Origin of the sequence: Flagellimonas zhangzhouensis, assembly GCF_900102925.1 — a bacterium.
Taxonomy (GTDB): domain Bacteria; phylum Bacteroidota; class Bacteroidia; order Flavobacteriales; family Flavobacteriaceae; genus Flagellimonas; species Flagellimonas zhangzhouensis.
Genome location: NZ_FNKI01000002.1, coordinates 1,169,522 through 1,189,802 on the forward strand (window position 1 = coordinate 1,169,522; position 20,281 = coordinate 1,189,802).

The 20,281-nt window shown below is 38.3% G+C and carries 17 protein-coding genes; 9 read left to right on the top strand and 8 right to left on the bottom strand.

The window, feature by feature from the left end; all coding sequences use genetic code 11:
• The first annotated feature begins 53 nt into the window (after nt 1–53).
• Entirely contained in the window at nt 54–2,063 is a 2,010-nt protein-coding gene (locus tag BLQ18_RS12180; RefSeq protein ID WP_090296406.1) for a M13 family metallopeptidase, read from the top strand.
• A 73-nt stretch (nt 2,064–2,136) separates the two neighbouring features.
• Here BLQ18_RS12180 and BLQ18_RS12185 read toward each other — a convergent pair whose 3' ends face one another.
• The gene (locus BLQ18_RS12185) at nt 2,137–5,520 is read right to left on the bottom strand and encodes an amidohydrolase family protein (RefSeq protein ID WP_090296411.1); all 3,384 of its coding nucleotides are present in this window, start codon (nt 5,518–5,520) and stop codon (nt 2,137–2,139) included.
• A 254-nt stretch (nt 5,521–5,774) separates the two neighbouring features.
• Here BLQ18_RS12185 and BLQ18_RS12190 point away from each other — a divergent pair, with 254 nt between their 5' ends.
• The 5 genes from BLQ18_RS12190 (at nt 5,775) to BLQ18_RS12210 (ending at nt 10,796) form a co-directional block, all read left to right on the top strand.
• Nucleotides 5,775–7,712 (top strand): hypothetical protein, encoded by a 1,938-nt coding sequence (locus tag BLQ18_RS12190; RefSeq protein ID WP_139150393.1) that lies wholly within the window; start codon nt 5,775–5,777, stop codon nt 7,710–7,712.
• Nucleotides 7,713–7,714: 2 nt separating this feature from the next.
• Nucleotides 7,715–8,530, top strand: a complete 816-nt coding sequence (locus tag BLQ18_RS12195; RefSeq protein ID WP_090296424.1) for a DUF2490 domain-containing protein — start codon at nt 7,715–7,717, stop codon at nt 8,528–8,530.
• Between the two features lie 34 nt (nt 8,531–8,564).
• Nucleotides 8,565–9,410 (top strand): MORN repeat-containing protein, encoded by an 846-nt coding sequence (locus BLQ18_RS12200; RefSeq protein WP_090296427.1) that lies wholly within the window; start codon nt 8,565–8,567, stop codon nt 9,408–9,410.
• A 191-nt stretch (nt 9,411–9,601) separates the two neighbouring features.
• On the top strand, nt 9,602–10,369 hold the full coding sequence (locus BLQ18_RS12205; RefSeq protein ID WP_090296432.1) for an OmpA family protein: 768 nt from the start codon (nt 9,602–9,604) through the stop codon (nt 10,367–10,369).
• Between the two features lie 19 nt (nt 10,370–10,388).
• Nucleotides 10,389–10,796 carry a helix-hairpin-helix domain-containing protein gene (locus tag BLQ18_RS12210; protein ID WP_090296437.1) on the top strand — a complete coding sequence of 136 codons (408 nt, stop codon included), beginning with the start codon at nt 10,389–10,391 and terminating at the stop codon, nt 10,794–10,796.
• A gap of 55 nt (nt 10,797–10,851) precedes the next feature.
• Here the strand turns inward: BLQ18_RS12210 and BLQ18_RS12215 are convergent, their stop codons facing one another.
• Complete coding sequence (locus tag BLQ18_RS12215) at nt 10,852–12,918, bottom strand: helix-turn-helix domain-containing protein (RefSeq protein ID WP_090296441.1); 2,067 nt, start codon at nt 12,916–12,918, stop codon at nt 10,852–10,854.
• Between the two features lie 223 nt (nt 12,919–13,141).
• On the opposite strand from BLQ18_RS12215, the gene BLQ18_RS12220 reads away from it, so the two are divergent.
• From BLQ18_RS12220 to BLQ18_RS12230, 3 genes are all read left to right on the top strand, one after another.
• Entirely contained in the window at nt 13,142–13,729 is a 588-nt protein-coding gene (locus BLQ18_RS12220) for an ankyrin repeat domain-containing protein (RefSeq protein ID WP_090296445.1), read from the top strand.
• Nucleotides 13,730–13,751: 22 nt separating this feature from the next.
• Nucleotides 13,752–14,849: an acyltransferase family protein gene (locus BLQ18_RS12225; RefSeq protein WP_090296451.1), complete on the top strand. Its 1,098-nt coding sequence runs from the start codon at nt 13,752–13,754 to the stop codon at nt 14,847–14,849.
• 75 nt (nt 14,850–14,924) lie between these two features.
• On the top strand, nt 14,925–15,353 hold the full coding sequence (locus BLQ18_RS12230; RefSeq protein WP_090296456.1) for an FKBP-type peptidyl-prolyl cis-trans isomerase: 429 nt from the start codon (nt 14,925–14,927) through the stop codon (nt 15,351–15,353).
• A gap of 161 nt (nt 15,354–15,514) precedes the next feature.
• Here the strand turns inward: BLQ18_RS12230 and BLQ18_RS12235 are convergent, their stop codons facing one another.
• The 6 genes from BLQ18_RS12235 to BLQ18_RS16900 form a co-directional block, all read right to left on the bottom strand.
• Nucleotides 15,515–16,225, bottom strand: a complete 711-nt coding sequence (locus BLQ18_RS12235) for a LytR/AlgR family response regulator transcription factor (protein WP_090296460.1) — start codon at nt 16,223–16,225, stop codon at nt 15,515–15,517.
• Nucleotides 16,222–16,983, bottom strand: coding sequence for a sensor histidine kinase (locus BLQ18_RS12240; RefSeq protein WP_175443757.1), 762 nt, complete (start codon nt 16,981–16,983; stop codon nt 16,222–16,224). The genes BLQ18_RS12235 and BLQ18_RS12240 overlap by 4 nt, the downstream gene beginning before the upstream one ends.
• 403 nt (nt 16,984–17,386) lie before the next feature.
• On the bottom strand, nt 17,387–18,067 hold the full coding sequence (locus BLQ18_RS12245) for a GIN domain-containing protein (protein ID WP_090296467.1): 681 nt from the start codon (nt 18,065–18,067) through the stop codon (nt 17,387–17,389).
• A 3-nt stretch (nt 18,068–18,070) separates the two neighbouring features.
• Nucleotides 18,071–18,829, bottom strand: a complete 759-nt coding sequence (locus BLQ18_RS12250) for a hypothetical protein (RefSeq protein ID WP_090296471.1) — start codon at nt 18,827–18,829, stop codon at nt 18,071–18,073.
• Between the two features lie 6 nt (nt 18,830–18,835).
• Complete coding sequence (locus BLQ18_RS12255) at nt 18,836–19,654, bottom strand: ABC transporter ATP-binding protein (RefSeq protein WP_090296476.1); 819 nt, start codon at nt 19,652–19,654, stop codon at nt 18,836–18,838.
• Nucleotides 19,655–19,988: 334 nt separating this feature from the next.
• The gene (locus BLQ18_RS16900; RefSeq protein ID WP_090499887.1) at nt 19,989–20,216 is read right to left on the bottom strand and encodes a hypothetical protein; all 228 of its coding nucleotides are present in this window, start codon (nt 20,214–20,216) and stop codon (nt 19,989–19,991) included.
• Nucleotides 20,217–20,281 lie beyond the last annotated feature (65 nt).

Genomic DNA, 20,281 nt, shown 5'->3' on the forward strand with positions numbered 1-20,281 from the left:
CTCTAATAGCTCGACTTGATTATTGGGTATATTTGAGGAAATATACCAACCTTATGAAATACACTTTTACCATAGCTCTTGCAGCTATATTCTTGGTCTCCTGCCAAGAAGAACAACCAAAAGAACCATCAAAAATTGCCTTTACGGGGATTTCGGAATCCATTAAACCAGGAGACAATTTTTTCGAACATGTAAACAAAACGTGGTACGATACCATTCAAATTGCAGATGACCAAGTTGGTGTTGGATCCTATAGCTTTTTGAACATTCCACAACGTAAATTATTGCAGAACATTTTGGAAGAAGTCTCGGCTTCGGAACATGCCAAAGGAACTGTGGAGCAAAAAGTAGGTGATTTCTTTGCATCGGGAATGGATACCGCTACCCTAAATCAAAGAGGGTATGAACCAATTAAACCTTTATTGGAAGAAATTAATGCCATCACAAACTCTAAAGAGGTTATGGCATTTGTTACCGAACAAATCACCAAAGGAAACAACACCGTTATGGGACTTCGCGTGGCTCCAGACAACAAGAACAGCCAAATGAACATTTTGCATGCCAGCCAATCTGGTTTGGGATTGCCCGATCGTGATTATTATTTTAAAACCGATGAGCCTACCGTAAAGATTCAGAATGCCTACAAAACCTATTTGGCAACCTTGTTTGATCTTTCAGAAATTGAGAATGGTGCTGAAAAAGCTGAAACGGTTTATGACATCGAAAAACAACTTGCAGAAGCCCATAAAACCCGTATCGAAAGAAGAAACATTCAAGCAAACTACAATAAATTGGCGGTGAGTGATATTACTGCATCCAATCCCAACATTGCTTGGGAGATGTTGTTGAGCGACTTAGATCTTGAAGCTGATTCCATTAATGTGCGTCAACCTGATTATTACAACAAGCTGGACGAATTGTTATCCGAAGTTTCGGTGGAAGATTGGAAAACTTATCTGAAAGCCCATAGTTTAGATCACTATTCCAGATTTTTAAGTGTTCCGTTTGAAGATGCCCTATTTGAGTACAACAAAGTGTTATTGGGACAATCACAACAACAACCTAGAGCCCAAATTATGGCACAACAAGTAGACAGACAATTAGGTTTTGCCTTGGGTCAACTTTATGTGAAACGCTATTTTGATGAAGCTGCCAAACAACGTGTATTGGATTTGGTGAACAACCTGCAAAAAGCGTTTGAAAATAGAATGTCGCAATTGGATTGGATGAGCGATAGCACCAAAACCAAGGCCAAGGAAAAATTATATGCCATCACCAAAAAAATTGGCTATCCCGATGTGTGGCGCGAATATGATGTGGACATTGCGCGAGATCAATACTTTGAAAATGTGGTTGCGCTTCAAAAGAACAATTATGCGTATAATGTAAAAGACCTTAATAACCCACCGAACAAAGGTCGCTGGGGTACAACGCCATCCACGGTAACGGCTTATTACAATCCCTCTTTGAATGAAATTGTTTTCCCAGCAGGTATTTTGCAATTTCCATACTTTGATATGGCTGCCGATGATGCGGTGAATTATGGTGGCATCGGGATGGTGATCGGGCACGAGTTGACCCATGCATTTGATGATAATGGTTCACAATATGATGGAGAGGGCAACCTTAAAAATTGGTGGACTGAGTCCGATTTGGAAAAATTCAAAGGGAAAACCCAACAATTGATTGATAGATATAGCTCGTTCACCGTTTTGGATACTGTGCACCTAAAAGGAGCCATGACCATTGGTGAAAACACAGCCGATAATGGTGGTATTGCCATTGCCTACGATGCTTTTAAAATGACCGAACAAGGTCAGGATACTACTAAGATTGGTGGCAATACTCCAGATGAGCGTTTTTTTATGTCCATCGCAAGAATATGGAGGGTAAAAACAAGGGATGAGTTCATGCGAAACTATGTGAATACAAATTCACACTCACCTGCTATTTGGAGAGTTAATGGTCCTTTGATGAATTTCACTCCTTTCTATGAAACTTTTGATCTGCAACCTGGGGATGAAAATTATAAATCTGAAGAAGAGCGTATTAAAATCTGGTAATTCCAGAATATTAGTTTGAATAAAAAAGGCGCACCCAACGGTGCGCCTTTCATTTATGTAAACGAGAAAATTTCTATTTCTTCATGCCTGGAACTCCCTCAGGTCTTTTAGTCTGCCAATGGAAAGTTTCTGCTTCTTTTTCAACAGGAGCAACTTCATCAAGCGTATCGGCATCGTACACTTTTCCATTTTTGATTACGTGGGTCAAAGTATTGGTATTGCGAAGATCTTCCAATGGATTCTTCTCCATGATAAGGATATCTGCCAATTTACCAGCTTCGATACTTCCAATATCCCCATCCAATCCAATATCCTCTGCTCCAATAATGGTAGCTACTTTTAAGGCGTCCATATTCTTCATTCCGCCACTTGCTACAGACCACAACTCCCAATGGAAGCCCAATCCTTGCAATTGCCCATGGCTGCCAACACCTGCAAGTCCACCAGCTTCAACCAAATCTTTCATAAACTCGGCATGTTTTGGGAAAACGTGCTCTTCTGGCATAAACCATGCACTTCTTCTACGGGATTTTCCTGCCAATTCTTTGTAAGGAGTAAAGTATTGCAATTTGCTATCGTGGTATGGGTTTTCAGAGGAATAATAAAATTCTTCCGCCCAAGGTCCACCATAAGAAACCAAAAGGGTAGGGGTCACTGCCATTTTAGATTCAGCAACACTTTGTATTACATCTTTATAAATTGGATAAATCGGGAACGAATGCTCATGTCCTGGGTAACCATCCAACAATTGGGTCATATTCAATTTAAAATCAAGACCACCCTCGGTAGTAGGCATTAATTTCAGCTCTTTGGCTGCCATGATAACCCACTGACGCATTTGACGGTTCCCCACCAAATACATTTTAATGGTTTTGGTGTCATAATACTCACTGTACTGTTTCAAAACATCTTTGGTGTGCTCCAATGATTTCAGTTTGTAGGCCCAATACCCAACACCAGGACCAGTGCTGTATACACGCGGACCGTGCATCATTCCAGCCTTTACCATATCGGCATAGGTCAACACATCGGTGGTAGAGGTTTGTGGATCCCTTGTGGTGGTAACTCCATACGCCAAATTCGCGGAGTAAATCCAGATTTGATTTTTATGGATGCCCCAGTTGGGTCTTAAGTGACCATGCGTATCCACAAATCCTGGAGTAATGGTTTTACCAGTGGCATCAATTTCGACCGTTCCTTTGGGAACTTCCAAAGTACCAGTGGCACCAACAGCTTTGATGCGGTTGTTTTCGATAAGAATATCACCATTTTCAATCACTTCATCATTTTTCATGGTGATGATTCTGGCACCTTTTAAAAGGATGGTTCCTTCGGGCATGTCTTTGGTGAAACTCACCTTTACCTTCAACTCTTTAGCTTTATAGCCTTCGTCCTTATCCTCTTTTTTATCTTTCTCCTCCTCATCGTCTTCTTCATCATCTTTCTTTTCTTCTTTCAGCTTTGCTGCTTCCTTTTTTGCTATGGCAACACTATCTGCATAAGCTTCTGCAGCAGGAAGATTATAAATAAAATGACTTGCTCCCAACGACCAGTGCACATCTTTGCTGTTGCCTGCCCATGTAGGGAACTCACCTCCTAAAACGGTTAATTTTTTGGCTGGGAAAGCAGCTTTATCTGCACTGGCAACGGAAATTTTTGGTGTTTTTCCATAACGCGGAAGGGTCACCGTATAAATATCGTTGTTGATTTGTGCCAAAACAGTGGTGCCATCAGGAGAAATTTTCATTTCGGAAGGGGAAGAGGATTTATCCTCAGCTTCTGGTCCTGCTTCAGCACTTGGCAATAAGTCGTGCCCGCCTTCAGCATCATGTACATCCAAAATGGAAGAACCAAAAGTGGTGATTCCACTTAAAGTTAAATGTTCTTTTTCATCCGTACCATCCCATCGAATAGATAACAATGTTTTTCCTTTACTTAAGTAAATACGATTATCTACTTTGGTAAAGTGAGGCATGGAACGCCCTTTGGATTTATCAATTAGGGTTACTTTTCCGCCTTCTGCAGGAACCCAAGCCAAATCATCTTGTGAACCTCTGGTGATTGGGCCAATGGCATCTCTGTAAACCTGTGCTGTTCCTTTGGTAAATACAATGCGGTCGTTCTTGTAAGACCATGCTGGGTTGGTATAAACGGCAGCTTCCTCGGTAAGTTTGGTGATTCTGCCACGGCCGCTAGCACTTACTTTATATAAATATCCGCCATCGGTTTCCCAAGTGGTAAAAACGATACTTTTCCCATCGGGAGACCAAGCTGGTTGTGCTTCTACAAAATCATTTTTGGTCAAACGTTTTGGAGTGCCACCAGGCAAATCCATAACATATAATCTGTTCAATGCGGTAAAAGCCAATTTGCTACCATCTGGTGATGGCACTGCATCACGGATTTGGGTAACAAAAGCCTCTTTGGCATCATCGATAGGATATTTAAAGGATAACTGAGGACCCAATTCCAATTTTACATCAACTTCAAAAGGGATTTCGGATGCTGAATTCGAAGCTATACTGATGGAATAAATTTTTCCACCGTAACTGGCCACTAAATTTTTACTGTCTGGAGTAAATGCCATGGCAGGTAATACACCTAAAGGTGCGATTGATTCTTGCTCATCGCGTTGAATCGGATAAGCCAACCATTTTTCATCCCCGTTTTCTAAATTACGCAATACTAAACCTGTTTCGGTTTCGAATCTGCTACCGTAGACCAACCATTTTCCGTCAGGCGAAAGGGTAGGGGTGAATGCGGAACCGTATCTGGAGGTGATTACCGCCATTTCACCATCTTCGGTGTTATAGGTGCCCAATTGATATTGTGGAAATTGCGCATTGTAGTTCCAGCCACCTCTTCGTTGAGAGAAGTAAATGAGTTTTCCGTCAGGGGCAAACTCAGGATCAATGGTTTTTAAATTGTCTGGTTTGTCAATTAGTTGGGCACCGCCACCACCATCTTTGTGGTACATGTGCAACTTAATGTTTCTTCTGCCACGGGCACCAACAATGTAATCCCCATCTGGACTCCAATCTGCCGAAAAGTAGTTTTGGTTGTTGTCTTTGGTGATTTGCTTGGTTTCTTTGGAATCCAATTCTAGGGTCCAAATGTTTTCGGAACCACTTTTGTCGGAAATAAACACAATCGATTTTCCATCAGGGCTGAACCTAGGGTGTACATCATAGGCCATTCCCTCAGTAATTTGAGTAGCTTTTCCACCTGTAATTGGAATAGTGTATAAATCGCCCATCATATCAAAAATGATGGTCGTACCGTCTGGACTCACATCCAAGGACAACCAAGTGCCCTCTTCTGTGGTGTAAGCAATTGTTCTTTCGGGCTCCAATGGGAGCTCCTTGGTCGCCTTTTTGGTACTATCGGCTTCTTGTGCAAAAAGTTGCGATAGTCCCATAAATAAGGCCATGACCATTAAAGTCTGGTTTCTTTTCATCTAAGTTATTTATTCATGACTAAAGCTAACAAGATATGAAAAAATGAGATGTGCCGCGGTAAACTCCTTTAGGGAAAATCAACCTTGACATCAAGAATTATAAGGCTTCCAATTAATTATGATAAAGGCTTTGTTAGCTTCTAACTTTTTAAGTTAAAATTGAATGAAATGATAAAAGCAAGTTATGATTTCGTCCAAAAAGCCTATTCCGTTCGTAGATTATATAGACTATCAGCTAAACCACCTATAATTCTATGATTCTGCCTTCTAAAAAATGGCTTTTCTCTCTATTGTTCGCATTTACGTTGTTTACCATGTCTTATGGTCAGGAGCGAAAATTATATGAAGGACCCTTAAAAGTGGGGCCTTATTTCGGGAAAGCGGTTTACCAATACACCCTTGTTGATTTAGATACCATTTTTGATGGTGATTTTCAATTACAGAAATCCAATCTAGAAACTTTAATGGAAAAAGAGGATGCCTCTTTTTTATTTGAGGGCTTCTTTGATGGTGGCATAGCCAATGGGCCGTGGGAATTTCAATTTGGAGAATATAAGACCAATAGCCAAAGCCAAGTGGTTGATTATGAATATCGCGTACTAGTAAGTGGAGTTCAAGAAATTGGTTCTGGGATGCTTTCTGAAGGAAAACCAGATGGCACTTGGACCTATACCATTAACAAAATCAAGGATTCAGAAATTGATCAAGTTGAGTTCAAAAGCAGTATATCTTTTGATGAAGGCGTTCCACAACAAAATTTTCAAATAGAAAATGATAGCAGTGTGCTTGTCGGAAGGCTGCTACGTGATGGTTTGGCGCATGATGAATGGTCGTTTTACGGAACCGAAAACGTTGAAGATATCGAAAATTGGTTTTTTGAAGATGGATTGCTTCGTCGCATTCAAATAAAATCAGACAGAGTTTCCAAAGAGATTTCCATTTTCGACCCAAATGATGCAGCACAATTGGAGACCATTCCATTAAATGCAGATTACCTCACCTTATTGGAAGCCCTTTTAAATGACGTGGAAGGAAAAAGCCATGTTTCCCAACTTTTAAAACAGAACCAGGGGTATTATCAAAAAATGAGCGAGGTAATTCAGGCATTGGGTTCACCTAGTTTTGAGGTAAACATGCAGGTGAAAGTGCCTTACTATCCTTTGGATTCGGTTCAAAAGCAGATTTTGGAACAAATAGTTTCGGATTACAAGGTTTCCCATAAACTGAGCCAGAACATCTTAAAAAACAGTCATCTCAATATTGTAAAACGAACGGACCCTGAAGCCTTCTTTTATTACAATGTTTCTCAAAAAATAAGTGATGAATTCTTATCGCCCTTGGGCGAACTGGTCAACTATGTGGAGCATGATGTTGTGCAATACCAGCAAGTTTCAGATATCATCAATAGCTTTTGGCCTAATGGAAAACCTCAAAAGGATATTATTGCCAAAGCCAATGAAGCTGGAGAAGAAAGGACGTTTAGCTTGCCCAGTGCCAATGAATTTGAATATGAAGGTGACGATTTGTTGTCCGTGGCAGCTTTGGGTACCTATGCCAAAATGAGTCTGGAATTTATCAAAGGTTCTTTGGCTTCGCGACTTACCAATGAAGAGCAATTGCAACTATTGAATGGCGTAGAGGAAACCCTGATCAAACGCAACGATGAATTGGTGCAAGAGATTGATTCCGCTTCGGGACTTTCCGAAACTTACAGAAATGCTTTGGCTCAAATTCAAAATGTGGCAGATAGTGCATTGACCACCTATGCAGACATTGAAAATCCCACAGAAAAATTGGCTTATGGGCAATCATTGCAAACCTGCTTGTCCGATTTAAAAGTCTTGACGCTAACCATTAAAGACATCCCATCACAACAAAAAGCTATAAAAGAGGAGTACACCACTGCAGTTTGGAACCCCTTTATGGCCAATGTAATGGATGAAGAGGTTAAAAAACATATTGTTGGGGCCTACGAAGGAAAATTGATTCCCTATTTCCTGACAACGATTACCAATGAGGTTGGTTGCGAAAATGCGAGTGCCCTGAACAGTCAAATTTTGGAGGTGCAACAAAACATTTTGGCACTTCGAAATAAAGATACCCGAAAGCTGGAACGGAAACTACGGCGTGAAAAACGTCCTGAGGAAATTCTACAATTGTTGAATCAGGAACTAACCCGTAAAAACCAATAAGTATGAGAAATTATAGAAATAGCTTCTTGTTGGTTTTGTTGGTCGTAGGAATGTTTAACCTTGGTCACGCGCAGGAAGTTTTGCCCGAAACCTCACAATACAAAGAACCAAAGACCAAATTTTGGGTCAATACTTACGGGAATATTCGTATCGGAAAACACTTTTTTTGGGATGCACAGACCCATTTTCGCTTTGAAGAAACCAAAAACACCCCTTTTATGGGACAAATTGGTCAGATTTACAACCGACACGCCATTGGGTATATTATTTCCAAAAAAACCAATGTGAGTTTAGGTGGGGTAGTGCGTATTAATTTTAATACTGACGAAGAATCAGAGGATAGAAATGTAGTGCCTGAATGGCGAATTTGGCATCAATATCAGTTTGCTATGCCCTTTTATTCGGCCATGTTGTACCATCGAATTCGAATTGAGCACCGTTGGACCCAGGGTTTTGAAGAAAACAGCGAATACATTTTTCGAAATCGCTGGCGATACATGTTCAGGGCCAAAATTCCATTGAACGATAACAAACTACAACCCAAAACATTTTATGTGTCTCCTGAAGCCGAGTTGATCATGCAAAGTGGAAAGGAAGTAGTTGATAGTCCTATGGAAGATTTACGTTTGACCACCACCATAGGTTATATTGCCACACCTAGATTGACTTTTGCGGCTGGGGTAATGTATTCGCAAGGGCAAGAACGCTACAATGGAGGTTATTACAAACAAAATTGGACGGTACGCCTTCACATGTATTTCTCTCCAGACTTTAGAAGAGTGAAAAATAAGCTTCCCGACGTCCATTTGAACGATTAATTCGTAAATAATTTTGAACCAAGCAATTAACTACATGAGTTTTAAAACATCTACTCCTTATATTTTACTAGTCATTTTTGCAGCAGGACTGTTGTTTTTTGTGTCAAAATCCAATCAAATTCAAACGGAATTGAAGAAGGTTCAGCAGGAAAACAAAACCATTGCGCAAAAAGTAAAAAGGTATGAGCAATTGGCGCAGATAGACTCCTTGGTGCTTCATGGTAATTATGATGCTGCTATTAAATCCTACACAGCAACTTTAAATTCGGAGGAAGAAAACCACATGAATATTCCATTGCGAATTGCCTTGACGGAAAAATTGATGAGCAATAGCTCAGCTATCAATCCAATAGCGCATACGAATTCAATTGCTAAGGATAGTACTCCAAAATCTGATTGGTCAGAAGAAGTGGCCACCCGTAAATATGACTCCATTAATTTCTCTTTGGAGAAGGCTAAGGTGCAATTGGCTCGATTAAAAAAGCAGTTACAGCAAAAATCCTTTGGTGAATATCTCACCTTCAAAAGTGCCAAAGGCAACCAGATACATTATATCGGTCAAGTTAAGGATGGTAAGGCGAATGGATATGGTGTGGCCTTATTGGATACAGGAAGCAGATACGAAGGCCAATGGGTAAACAACCAACGCCATGGCGAGGGAACTTTCTTTTGGGCCGATGGTGAATCTTACGTGGGCAATTATCAAAATGATAAACGCAGTGGTTTCGGAACCTACTATTGGCCCAATGGTGAAAAATATACAGGAGATTGGAAAAATGATAAGCGAAGCGGAACGGGCAAGTTTTATGATGCTGAGGGAGATGTTGTCGCTGGTGGTGAATGGGACGATGATGAGCTGGTAAAGCTTAACGAAAAATAGAAATCAAAGTCTTTCTTGACTTGTTTTTGGTCGATAAGACCATGTAAATCAGACTATTTAAGGGTTTTTGAGGGTAATTCTGTAAACTTCACTCGGAATTACATGAAATCTACGTGATTTTTTCTCGCTATTTGGATATGGAACATCTTTTATCACTACCTTAAGGTGTTACTAATCAAAAACATAGGGAAATGAAAAAAACACTAGCCATTTTTCTATTGCTTCTTTTTCTATTTCTGGCATGGTACAGCTGGGGATGGTACAAGGAAACGGTAGTCTGCTGCCCAGAAGAGGTGGTGGAAATTGAGTACGGTCCACTGATTTTCGACTGTGACTCTGGAGAAGTTATTACCAACGATCTGTGGCCCGACAAAAAGGCCGAGATCATTGCGGGTGAAGTGCCTGGAAAACAATTGTTACTGGTTGGACCTTATTTTTCAGGAGAAACAGAAAGTGCAGGTTTGGCAAGGGCCGAAAGAGTAAAACTTTTGTTCGCTGAGATTCTACCCGAAACAATTTTGGTCGATGCGAGACCTGGAGGGGATTGTGAAGCCACCAAAACCAATATGCTTCATGAACTCAGGTACAAATGGGTAACCCGTAGCGATGATGTTATTGAACATCTCGACCATACCAAAGTTTTTTACAAGTTCGATTCCGACGAAGAAATTACCAATGCGGCCACTCTCGCTTATTTTGATGAATTGGCCACATTCCTGAAATCTTCTGGGGATGCAATTCTTATCACTGGATATACCGATGCAGACGGCGAGGAAGACTACAACCTTGCATTGGGACTCAAACGTGCCCAGGAGTACAAGAACCATTTGGTAAGTCTAGGAGTTGAGGAATCTAAAATCGCAGTAGAGACCAAAGGTGAAGCTGACTCATGGAAACCCAACGATACAGAGGAAAACAAGAGGTTAAACAGACGCGTTGAAATCAAAATAATCGACTAAACTTTTTAAAAATAAAATCATGGCATTACAAATAAATACAACCGCATGCGATGGTTCAGATGTGTTCTGGACCTGGATATTATGGCTTTTGGCCGCTTTTATTATCGGATTGATCCTTGGATGGCTTCTTAAACAGATTTTTGGTGGAGGAGCTACAACAGTTTCCCATGGTAAAGACGACCTTACCAAAGTAGAGGGTATTGGCCCTAAAATTGAAGGATTGCTCAATAATAAAGGAATCAAAAGCTATTATGATCTATCCAATACCGATGTGGCAACCTTAGAGAAAATTATTGAAGACGGGGGACCCGCGTACACAACCCATCGAGGCAAAACCTTAACATGGCCAGCCCAGGCAAAATTGGCTGAAATTGGTCAATGGGAGGAACTCAAAAAATGGCAAGATGTGCTGAAAGGCGGGGTTTAATTTTTAACTCATTACAATAAATGACCAATCTATGTTTTAGGTTGGTCATTCTTTTTTAAAGTAACCCTTTTTCCTCCAAAGTGGCTTTCAATAAGTTGTGGTTCTCCCAAAATCGCTCCTCTATTTTTTGCATGGCTTCATCATAGCCAGGGTAGGATTTTAGGGAATCCAAAGCTGGATCCATGTCCATAAATAAGATCATCCAGTATTGAAAATGGTTTTTGGTCGAAAACTTTTCGTATTCTTCAATGGCTTCTGCATACTTACCTTCGTAAGCATATAGCACGGCCATACTCGCAGGTTGGTAAATCGACTGGTCATTTTTGCAATACTCTTCGTACGATGCTATAAGTTGATCAGCTTCTTCCTGAAATCCCATTTTTTCGTAAGTAACCCCAATTTTTATATCCTCTTGGGGATAAATGTTCAGGCCCCTCGATTTTCTTATCTCGTTAAAAGGTTTGTAATAATGGTATGCACTATCAAACTCCCTTTGGAAATAATGTAATTTGGCAACCTCTTGTAAAATGTCAAGTCGGGTGGTATCTTTTCTCAATTCCCGTTTTAAGGCATTCAAGGTCTGATTGAGGTCCTTGTTTTTGGCATATCGAATAAAGGCCTTTAAATAGGGTGCGTAATAATTTTCAGGATTAACCTCTAGCGATTTATCAATATAGGTCAAGGCTTCATCGGTAAACCCAGATTGTGCAAGTGCATTGCTCAGATTAAGATAGATGTAGCTTTGCGTGACATTATTCTCCGCTACATCCAATTGAATGCCCTTTAGGGCATTTTCCAAATATTTTCCAGTATCGGGAAGTGCATTGGAGTAAATGGAAGATAACATATTTACAACTGCCGAAGAGTTAGGGTTGTATTCCAAAGCCTTGTCCAAATATGGGATTGCCAATCTATAATCCTCAATATGCATGTAATACAAAGCCTTGGCCATTAAACTTTCGGTAAGTTTTGAGTCGTGCAACAGGGCTTTGTCGGCATAGTTGTTAATGGTTTCGGTATACTGTTTTTCCTTTTTGTAGAGGTCAAGATAATAGTAGGCTATGGCCAAATCAGCATAGACCAAGGAGAATTCAGGGTCTTCTTCAATGGCTTTTTCAAATAATGGGATGGCTTCAAGCAATCCATCTATGGTTTCTCGGTTAAAAGGTTCCTGTGCCTGTAGGTAATAATCATAGGCCGCAAGGTTGTCAGTAGGTTTTTTGTCAATTTGTTCCAGTTCGGATGCTGTGACTTTGGCCTTTATGGCATCCGCTATTTTTTTGGCCACCTCGTTTTGCAAAGCAAATATATCAACTACCTCCTGGGTGTATTGTTGTCCCCAAATGGGTGTGTCCGTAGCAGCATCGATCAATTGAATATGGAGCAGTACTTGATCTCCTACTTTTTGCCCGCTACCTTCCACAATGTAGTTCACATCCAATTCCGATGCTATCTCACCGATATTCTTATCGGAATGCCTGTATTTTTCCACCGAAGTACGACTAATTACCCGTAAATCTTCAATCTTTTGCAAGTTGCCCAAGGAGGCTTCCATCAACCCATTGACAAAATAGAGGTTGGTGGAATCGCTACTTTCATTTTTAAAGGGAAGTACGGCAATGGATTTTTCCACTTCCGATTTCATCGGCTCATTAGAAGTGGGAGAGGAGGGTATCAACAAAAAGCCTAAAACCGCTAATAGAACAATTGATGCTAATCCAATAGCCCAATTGTATTTTTTATAAAAGGGAATTTTAGGGGATTTTTCTTCTTTCTCTACTTCTAAAGTTTGATTACCAACTTCACCTGGAGGATATCCATATTCCTCTCGAAAACATTTGATAAAATAAGAAGAGCTTCCAAAACCCACTTGATAAGAAACCTCCGAAACCGTTTGGTCTGAATCCTGTAACATTTCCATCGCCTGTTCCAAACGAATCTTCCGAATAAACTGACTTGCAGATAGGCCTGTTTGCTTTTTGCATTTACGCAACAAACTGGAACGACTCATATACATCGCTTCGGCCAATTCGGATACCCCAAAATGCTCATCACTCAAATGTTCAAGGATAATGTCCTCTGCTTGTTCGGTAAATTTCTGCCCTTTTGGTTTGTCTTGCATGTTGAATTACAGATGGATAATTGCACCCATTTTCAACAAAGATAAACGATTCCAAATCACAGCAAAATGCATCTTTTGCTGCATAATTTATATACCTGCTTCATAATTTTTATGGTCCGAGCAGGGCTTATATACTTCGCGGCATAGGTGATTGGTGCTGCATCAGGGTTTGGGGAATCTTTGTAACATAAAATTTAATGTTCAACAATTTAAACGTAAAGTCATGAGAAATTTTAAAATCAATTCAGTAAAACAAGTGAAGTATGTATTGTTCATTTTAGCAGTAAGTCTATCCGCTTGCGGTCAACAAAAAGCAAATCCCAAAGCAGAAAACACAACTAAAACTGAAGTAAAGGCCCCAGATGTGGCATTGCAGGCTGCTGTGGTAACAGGAAACTTTGATGCTGTAAAACAACACATTGCTGCTGGAACCGATATCAACCAAAAAGATGCTTTGAGTGGCTCCACTCCATTGATTACGGCCATCACTTTCGAGAAAAACGATATTGCCAAAGCATTGGTCGATGCTGGAGCTGATTTGTCTATCAAAAACAGTGATGGTTCAACTGCCCTGCATGTCGCTGCTTTCTTTTGCAGGGTTGAATCCGTGCAAATGTTGATGGATGCGGGTGCTGACAAAACTACCAAAAACAATTACGGTGCTACGCCAAGAGAAACCGTGGTGGGGTCATTTACAGACATCAAACCTATTTATGAAATGATGCAACAACAATTGGGGCCCATCGGTCTTCAATTGGATTTGGAGGAGGTAGAAAAAACTCGACCTGTAATTGCAATGATACTACAATAATCAAACAAAAAACAAACAAGTCATGGAAACTGTAAGACGACACGATATAGATTGGTTAAGGGTAATTACCATTGCCTTGCTATTGATCTATCATATTGCCATAATTTTTCAACCCTGGGCCATGTTCGTGGGGTTTGTACGAAGTGAACAACCTTTGGAGAGCCTTTGGACTCCGATGACGATGCTGAACGTTTGGCGTATTCCTATATTATTTTTTGTATCGGGAATGGGATTATTTTTTGCCATGCGCAAACGCAACTGTAAACAATTGATAGGTGAGCGCACCCGCCGCATTTTAGTGCCATTGGTATTTGGTATCGTGGCCATTGCTCCCTTACATATGTTCGTTTTCCAAAAGTTCTACAATTTACCACTGGGGTATTATCCGCATATGGGTCACTTGTGGTTTTTGGGTAATATTTTCGTGTATGTCTTATTGTTTCTACCTGTATTTTATCTGTTGAAACGCGGAAAAGGTGAACGATTCAAGCAAATTTTAAATAAAGTAATGTCTAACCCATTTGGGCCTTTGATGATTTCTATATTCTTTATGTTGGAAGCGATTTTGGTAAGGCCGCAGATCTATTCTTTGTATGCAGAAACTTGGCACGGTTTCTTTTTGGGCGGATTGGCTTTCTTTTTCGGCTACTTGTTTGTGTATAGCGGAACTAATTTCTGGAATACCGTTAAAAAATGGAAATGGGGCTATTTGGCTTTGGCGGTTGGATTGTATGTGCTACGTTATTTTGAATTCAATTTGGAAGCGCCAGGGTATTTAATGGCATTGGAATCGAACTGTTGGATATTTGGGGTGTTTGGTTTAGGGTACACCTATCTGAACAAACCGAACAAATATTTAGGGTACTTGAGTCAGGCTGCCTATCCAATTTACATCATCCATATGTTTGTGATGTATTTGGGTGGATTATTGATTCTGCCATTGGGGATTCCTCCGTTTTTACAATTTTTAGCTATCACGGTGTTCACCTTTGCGGTTTGTTATGTGTTGTTTGAATTTGTCATCCGTAGAATTTGGTTTTTACGACCACTCTTTGGGTTAAAAAACGAGAAGACTGCAAACGTGAAAAGCAAGGATATTTCAGTTTTTAGGAAAGCTTAAGACAACTCTTTCGCTGAACCATTTTATAGCCCGTATATTTGCAACGTTTTGATTTTAAAAATGTAAACCAAAATTATGAGTACAGTAAAAGAGAACGACACGGTAAAAGTTCATTATACGGGCAAATTGACCAATGGACAGATTTTTGACAGTTCGTTGCAACGCGAACCGTTGGAAGTGGCCTTGGGTCAAGGACAGTTGATTCCAGGATTTGAGAAAGGTTTGATTGATATGGCCGTAAATGAAAAGAAAACCATCACCATAGATGTAGAAGATGCTTATGGTGAAGTCAATGAAAATCTCTTTCAAAAAATATCCAAAACCCAATTACCAGAAGATATTCAACCTGAAGTTGGTATGGGATTGGTTGGAACCAATGCAAATGGTCAACAACAGCAGTTTCGTGTTGCACAAGTAGAGGCTGATGATATCATTTTAGATGGTAACCATCCATTGGCAGGTGAAGCTTTAGTGTTTGACCTAGAATTGGTGGAAATTCTATAGGTATATAATTTTACAAATATTAAAAACGTCTTATCTGGTTAGGTAAGGCGTTTTTTTGTGGCACATCTTGATTGACCGTTGCAATCTAATTAATCTTCATATGGAAGGACTATTAGCGTTTAAACGACATTTCCAAACCCATTCAAATTGACAAGCGTAGTTTACTTAATCTGTAATTTGTGCAATAACTCCTCCTTGTATTTACTGCCTATTGGCAATTGAATGTCTGTTCCAATTTGGACGGTGTTTCCATAAACCGAGGTAATGATTTCGTGCGGAACTATATACGATCTATGGATTCTGGTAAATTGTTTTTCAGGTAAAAGGGTTTCTAATAATTTTAAATGCATACTAACCAATAGTGTTCCGTTTGTTTTAAAAACCGAACTATACTCTTGCTCTGCCTTGATGTATAAAATATCAGAAAAATCAAGTTTTAAGAGTTTCCCATCGTGTTTTACAAAAAGATATGTTACTTCTTTTTGGGGTGTTTTGGACACATCATTTTGCAACTCCAATTTTTTGTTCACTTTCTCTACGGTTTGATAAAACCGAGCAAAAGTAAAAGGTTTCAATAGGTAATCCACTGCATTTAATTCAAAGCCTTTAAGGGCATATTCAGAATAGGCCGTTGTGAAAATTACTAAAGGCGGATTTTGTAATGATTCTAAAAATTCAATTCCAGTTATTACAGGCATCTGAATATCCAAAAACACCACATCAATCTCGCTTTTCAACAGTGTTTCAAAAGCTTCTTCGGCGTTTATGCAAGTATCAACCACTGTCCAATTTGGGATTTTACTCAAATGCGTTTGAATAATTTCTCTTGCAAGTGGTTCATCATCAACAATTAAAACATTAATATTTTTCATGTTAAGATTAATTTCAATGATACTTTATACACAGAATTATCAATGTCTACGTCGAACGTATAATTTTCTGAGAAATATAGATCCAATCGTTTTTTTAAATTGGATAACCCCAGACCTCCACTATCAATTTTGGTTCTATCCTTATCAAAAGCATTTTCAACTTCTAATTTTACAGTATTTGAGTTTACCGATAAATCAATACGTATTTCTGTTTCTTTTTTATCCACATTATACTTAAATGCATTCTCAATTATAGGTATAAATAGCAAAGGGGGGAGGCTTGCGGTGGTATTATCAACATTGGTTGTAAAAGACACTTTTGTATGGTTTAATCGTAAACTCTCTAATTCAATGTAATTGTTGATCAATGTAATTTCATCCGACAAGGGAATACTTTTTTTATTTGCATTATCTAAGGAATATCGCAAATAATCTGACAACCGTGTTACCGTTTCTGCTGAAGCATCAGGGCGATCGTGTAAAATTAATCCATATAGATTGTTCAATGTATTGAACAAAAAATGTGGGTTTACCTGTGCTTTTAAAAAGTTCAATTCCAATTGTACTTTCTCTTTTTCCAATTCAAGGTTTCTAATATGAATTTGATAATACCCCAGGCTGCTTTTTACGGCAATGGGCAACAATAATCCAGAGAACAAGTTGAAATACAATCCAACACTTGACGATTTAAACAGGAAATTATCAAGCACTGATTTTTGAAGCACACTCAAGTAATCTGGATCTCTTTCCTGGGCCATGGCGGCACAAGCATCACAATAATAAAAGGTGAGTTTTTCACTTATTGCTTCAATAAAAATGATAAAAAATAGGAGTAAAGTGAAATATAGAATAAATGGTATCCAACGTTTCTTTTCGAAAAAATACGGAATCAACACGTACATCAATGGATAAAAAAACAGTATTAATTCCAGTATTCTTCTTAAAGGAGATAAATAACTTAAGGGGGTTCGATTATAAGCGTCAAACGAAGATTTTGATAAAAAGTAATAACTGAAAAATAGAATTATCCAAAATAGAATATGGGAGCCAATTCTAATGGTTTTTGAAGCATTTCTTTTTTCTATGAATGCGTCTAATGTCATATGGATAGCAATATACTTTTTTATAAATAATACTTCTTAGCTATGGTATCTAACATACCTAATTGTTCAAGAGGTTTTTAAAAGCTTCGTTGGATAACACTATAGCGACGCTATCACTCAATACAGGATGTACTTTCTTGAAGGTGACATCATTCAAATTTGCTACTGAAGTATGGGTCATTTTTAAAGCTATAGAATCTGCGATATTCTTTTCTGAAAATTGAAGATGACTCTCATTTTCCATTTGAATCGATAAGGTTTGGGCATTGCAGTTCTGCAATTCTATATAAGAATTACCTTTTAATTTCAATGTTAAATGTTCGGTTTTAAAACCATTGACTCTTTGGTGCGTGTTTGTAGCTATGATTCCAGAAAGATTGTTTTTATGAATTACAATGCCAGATGGAGTAGTGGTTAAAAAACTTTGCTCCATCGAAATATTGGATCCCGTAAACTCAATAAAAAGCGTATCATTCTTTACCACACTTTTAAAATGTTCCAATCTAGAACGCAGCACTTTTATGGCATTTGTGTCTTTTTGTACAATTTCAATGGGATATCCATTACTTCCAGAAATTGATATAACTGAATAGGATTCTGAATCTACTGAAACATAGTTTTTAAATACGTCGTCCAGATCAATTTTTTCATACTCTATTTTAAGGCTTACATTGCTAGCAAACAGCACTCCAGCCATAGTGATGCTTAAAATGATGATAAATACAGTACTTGTTTTCATATCTTAAATTTCTTTTTCTTTCAACTTAAGCCAAACCAAAACCCAGAGTGCAATAGGCAAAATTATACGCACAAATAGAGCGCTATAAAAGTTGATGTGATCGGATAAAAACACTTTTACATTTTCTCCATGGTGTGAAAACAAAAAACTATCAAAAGTAATACTGGAAACTATGTTGGCTTCAGGAATTAATAAACTCAACAGCAAACCATTTAAATAGTTTAAAATGATGAAAAGAATAGCTATTGCCAACAGCATCTTTATCAAACTATTTTTATTAAATATGACACTTCCCAATAGCATTAATCCATTAAATATTAAATAGATAAAAAAGAATTGATAAAAGTCGTTTTTAAACGGATTCAGAATAGATTCAAATTTTAATGAGCCTGCAAAAAGCAAATAGAAAAAATCCGCGACGTAGAAAGTAATTACATAAACCAATAAAAAGAATACAGTAGAAATCACGATGCTCGATACCACTTTTTCCGAAGCTTTAGCAGGAATGCTCAAAAGCCACATACCACTTTGCGGACTGGAAAACTCACCAAACATAGAATTGGAAAAAACACCTCCAGCAATAAAAAGACCAATAACAAACACACCATTTTGTACAGCTCCTGAAAAACTGTCTTTCCATTGATGTACTACTAAAAACATAAAAATCAATAAAACGAGTAGGACCAAAAGACCAGTAACATAGGTCTTATAATGCTCTTTAAATTGTCTTTTGATCAATAAGGACAATGTAGAATAATTCATGGTGCTTTATAGTTTAAGTTTATTGGCCAAGACTGCATTGAACAGCAGTTCAATGTCAACATACCCCAATGTATCGGATGTATTTTTTTGAATGGAAGCGAATCCGTTACTTACTTTTTCTTGATACAGAATTGTAGGGTCATCTTTTTCATTTTCAGATAATTCAAACTGTAATTTTTTGGCAATAGCATCTTTATCCTGATTCAGCAAAATTTGTCCATCATGCATAATGATTATGGCGTCGATCAGCTCGTCCAGATCCCGTACTTGATGTGAGGTGATAATGACAATTCGATCCTCTTTAAAAGCGTCCTTGATCATATTTCTAAAGGTGATTTTGGAAGGGATATCCAAACCATTGGTAGGTTCATCCATGATCAACACTTTTGTATTGGCAGATAAAGCAAAGCCGATTAATATTTTCTTTTTCTGACCCAAAGAGAGTTCAGTTACCCTTTTGTCTTTTGATATTTTGAATTCTTTTGTGTAAGTATCAAATTGATTTTCATCAAAATTTGGATAAAAATCTTTATATATGGTTATAAGTTCCTTTATGGTCAGGTTGGGTAAATAATATTCTTCTGGGACAAAAAATAAGTCTTGTAGAAATTCAACCTCACGTTTACCAGGTGTTAAACCAAAAACTTCACAATTACCTTTGGTAGGAAAAAGCATGCCCGTGATATTCTTGATTAAGGTAGATTTACCCACACCGTTTTTACCAAGCAATCCATAAATTTTCCCCGAAGAAAACTGAAGGTTTATGTTTTTAAAAATGTTGATTTTCTTGGAATAATTATATTCTAAACTTTGAATGTTGATCATGACACTTTATGGTTCGATATTTATTTAGATGCAACACTATAAAGGATTTCGTATTACAGAAAATAAAATCAATGAACGCAATCAACTGCTCAATAAAGTATGTGTTTTGACTAATGGAGAATTATAGCTTACCAATGGCGAACCCTTAAAATACAATACGAATACATTTGTACTATAATGTTCTCGCGTTATGTTTCTTTGCTTAGGTATAAGCAAAGCTTACTTCCTCAAATTTCCAGAAAAGTTGGGCTAAAAACTTTCTTTTAAAAAATGTAATGGAACACTTATTTATCGAGCCTGCGGAGTAGGGGAGGAAATGTGTGTGGAATGGGTTTTAGGCACAATTATTTTTCTCAACATGGATTTTCAATATAGCTTCCTTGAGTTCCATTAGTACATGACAAACATTTTGGCGGTCCATCTCTGAAAATGAATCAGTAGGTAAGTAATGAAACATATAAATGGCTTTGTCCAACCATTGTGTAAAGGAAAGTAAATCTCCCTCATGGCATTTTTCGAAGTAGGAGAGTAGGGGTAGTAGGTTATTTGGTTTTAAGCTCATTTTAGGATAAATCTATTTGCATTTACGATGGAAACACTGGTAATAACTATATAAATATAGGTTTT

What these genes read in the sequence shown, in the direction of transcription:
- BLQ18_RS12180 (WP_090296406.1), top strand. Translation starts at nt 54, where the DNA reads ATGAAATACACTTTTACCATAGCTCTTGCAGCTATATTCTTGGTCTCC.
- BLQ18_RS12185 (WP_090296411.1), bottom strand. Translation starts at nt 5,520, where the DNA reads ATGAAAAGAAACCAGACTTTAATGGTCATGGCCTTATTTATGGGACTA.
- BLQ18_RS12190 (WP_139150393.1), top strand. Translation starts at nt 5,775, where the DNA reads ATGATTCTGCCTTCTAAAAAATGGCTTTTCTCTCTATTGTTCGCATTT.
- BLQ18_RS12195 (WP_090296424.1), top strand. Translation starts at nt 7,715, where the DNA reads ATGAGAAATTATAGAAATAGCTTCTTGTTGGTTTTGTTGGTCGTAGGA.
- BLQ18_RS12200 (WP_090296427.1), top strand. Translation starts at nt 8,565, where the DNA reads ATGAGTTTTAAAACATCTACTCCTTATATTTTACTAGTCATTTTTGCA.
- BLQ18_RS12205 (WP_090296432.1), top strand. Translation starts at nt 9,602, where the DNA reads ATGAAAAAAACACTAGCCATTTTTCTATTGCTTCTTTTTCTATTTCTG.
- BLQ18_RS12210 (WP_090296437.1), top strand. Translation starts at nt 10,389, where the DNA reads ATGGCATTACAAATAAATACAACCGCATGCGATGGTTCAGATGTGTTC.
- BLQ18_RS12215 (WP_090296441.1), bottom strand. Translation starts at nt 12,918, where the DNA reads ATGCAAGACAAACCAAAAGGGCAGAAATTTACCGAACAAGCAGAGGAC.
- BLQ18_RS12220 (WP_090296445.1), top strand. Translation starts at nt 13,142, where the DNA reads ATGAGAAATTTTAAAATCAATTCAGTAAAACAAGTGAAGTATGTATTG.
- BLQ18_RS12225 (WP_090296451.1), top strand. Translation starts at nt 13,752, where the DNA reads ATGGAAACTGTAAGACGACACGATATAGATTGGTTAAGGGTAATTACC.
- BLQ18_RS12230 (WP_090296456.1), top strand. Translation starts at nt 14,925, where the DNA reads ATGAGTACAGTAAAAGAGAACGACACGGTAAAAGTTCATTATACGGGC.
- BLQ18_RS12235 (WP_090296460.1), bottom strand. Translation starts at nt 16,225, where the DNA reads ATGAAAAATATTAATGTTTTAATTGTTGATGATGAACCACTTGCAAGA.
- BLQ18_RS12240 (WP_175443757.1), bottom strand. Translation starts at nt 16,983, where the DNA reads ATGGCCCAGGAAAGAGATCCAGATTACTTGAGTGTGCTTCAAAAATCA.
- BLQ18_RS12245 (WP_090296467.1), bottom strand. Translation starts at nt 18,067, where the DNA reads ATGAAAACAAGTACTGTATTTATCATCATTTTAAGCATCACTATGGCT.
- BLQ18_RS12250 (WP_090296471.1), bottom strand. Translation starts at nt 18,829, where the DNA reads ATGAATTATTCTACATTGTCCTTATTGATCAAAAGACAATTTAAAGAG.
- BLQ18_RS12255 (WP_090296476.1), bottom strand. Translation starts at nt 19,654, where the DNA reads ATGATCAACATTCAAAGTTTAGAATATAATTATTCCAAGAAAATCAAC.
- BLQ18_RS16900 (WP_090499887.1), bottom strand. Translation starts at nt 20,216, where the DNA reads ATGAGCTTAAAACCAAATAACCTACTACCCCTACTCTCCTACTTCGAA.